Annotated in this window: 2 protein-coding genes; one reads left to right on the top strand and one right to left on the bottom strand. The window is 42.5% G+C overall.

What is annotated here, in order from left to right; genetic code table 11:
* Nucleotides 1-198 precede the first annotated feature (198 nt).
* Nucleotides 199-561: a VOC family protein gene (locus tag R7E47_RS24080; RefSeq protein ID WP_258483901.1), complete on the top strand. Its 363-nt coding sequence runs from the start codon at nt 199-201 to the stop codon at nt 559-561.
* Nucleotides 562-825: 264 nt separating this feature from the next.
* Here the strand turns inward: R7E47_RS24080 and R7E47_RS25535 are convergent, their stop codons facing one another.
* On the bottom strand, nt 826-1,089 hold the full coding sequence (locus R7E47_RS25535; RefSeq protein ID WP_102389285.1) for a hypothetical protein: 264 nt from the start codon (nt 1,087-1,089) through the stop codon (nt 826-828).
* Between the last annotated feature and the right edge of the window lie 908 nt (nt 1,090-1,997).

The following is a 1,997-nucleotide window of genomic DNA, read 5'->3' as shown; positions in this document are numbered from 1 at the left end:
AAAATAACGTAAAATCAACGCTTTGGGCTTGCAAACTAACAAACTGCTCAAGAGGGATTCGCAACGCGTGGCATTTTCACTATGCGTTGAATTTAGTGATTAAGGTGGTTTGCGGTAGCATTGGTATTGCGTTGCTCACCCCTTAGCAGGGCGTTATGTACTTTAAGGAAAATTGTAACCAACTCTAAAGGATTGAGAGTGATAGATCATTTTGAAATTAAGGTAGTTGCATTCGAAGAATGTCGTGTGTTTTACAAGAATATGCTAGAGCCATTGGGTATTGAACTCAAGTGGTCAGATGAAAATGCTGCTGGCTTTGGGCTTTCGAGCGAGCCAAATGTAAGGTTTCTAATTGAAAAAGGCGTCAGTAATTCTAAGTGCCATATTGCTTTTTCTGCATCAAACAAATTACAAGTTTCTGCGTTTCATCAAGCGGGGTTATCTTTAGGTGGTAAATGCAACGGTAAGCCTGGTTTACGAAAACACTATGCTCCAAACTACTACGCTGCGTTTTTGATTGACCCTGAGGGCAACAATGTGGAGTCAGTAGTGTACCTTTAGCACGTACATAACAAATTGTTCAAGAGTGATTCGGCACGCGTGGCATTTTTACTATGCGTTGGTTTTAGTGGTTTTAGTGGTTAAGGTGGTATGCGGAAGCTTCGGTATTGCGCGCCTCACACCTTAACAAGGCGTTAGACGCCAGAAAAAGCTAGCAGTCAAAATCATGTTTCTAAGCTCAAAACTTGGCTACTGGTTGTTTGGTTCATAGTTCCATCTTCGACGGTCAAAGCTCAGTTTCATCGGTTCTAAGTCAATGCATTGCTATTTTCCAAGCGGTTGTTTCGTTCTTTGGTGGTGATAGGGCGGGGCAATCGAAAATCTGTTTTTGGTTGCAACTCCGCTCGGTGAGTTTGTTGGTACAAAAGCCAATTTACTCGCTGAAATGACGTTTTCTCTGGTGTTGTAAGTTCCACGTGGTTTCAGTGACTTTGTTGAAAGTCCGCACTGTGAGATTAGCTTTCCAAAGGCGCTATTTGGTGTTGTCCGTCCGTTTTCTGCGGTGTTGTTTGTTCCAAGTGGTTTCATTGAATAGCTGCTTTGCGACTGCGCCTGACTTAAATGCATCAAAGCACATAAAATTTGTTGTTTGCAGAATTTAGTTCGGCTTAAAATTGTCGCTCGGTGCCTCGCGACTAACAAACTGCTCAAGAGGGATTCGCAACGCGTGGCATTTTTACTATGCGTTGAATTTAGTGATTAAGGTGGTTTGCTTCGGCTTTTGTATTGCGTTGCTCACCCCTTAGCAGGGCGTTAGTACGGGTTTGGCACCAAAGGTCATAAGTTTGGGTGTTTATTTGTTTTAGTGCTTACCTTTACACCTTTCAGTTGGTTCCTTTCACGTTCTTTCCGGTGGCACTATATGCGGAGTGTTCGCTTTGATTTCACCGTTTACGATTTCTAACTCTTAACCTATTTCTTTGGTGCTTCTTCATTTTCGAGGTGGTTTTTGAGAGAACCTTGATTACTTTTGGTGTGGCTGTTGAAGTACGAGGATAGAATCCTGTTCTAATTTTAAGCCAGTGAAAGTAGGGCAGCTCAGTGCATTTTTCTTCTAGCCAACTCTCGTCTCTTAACCGAGTTTAAGTTTTGTAGTTGCCCGTCTCACTTCAGTGTTCAAAGCCTTTCATATTATGCCACTTTTCAATATCTTGGAGCGCATAAATAGAAGTAGCGCATGTACTAACAAATTGCTTAAGAGTGATTCGTAACGCGTGGCATTTTCAATTTGCGGTGGCTTATGTGATTAAGGTGCTGTGCGGTAGCTTTTGTATTGCGTTCCTCACACCTTAGCAAGGCGTTAACTGGATTGATGACGAGGTAAGTCCGATGAAAAGAATTGCGGTCATTGGTTCCGGTGGTTCGGGTAAATCCACATTTTCGGCACTATTAGGTACAGAGTTGAATTTGCCTGTTCATCATCTCGATCAGCTATA

This window comes from Vibrio sp. Vb1026 (assembly GCF_033338745.1).
GTDB classification, from domain to species: Bacteria; Pseudomonadota; Gammaproteobacteria; order Enterobacterales; family Vibrionaceae; genus Vibrio; species Vibrio alginolyticus.
This window is presented reverse-complemented; position numbering and strand designations above follow the sequence as displayed.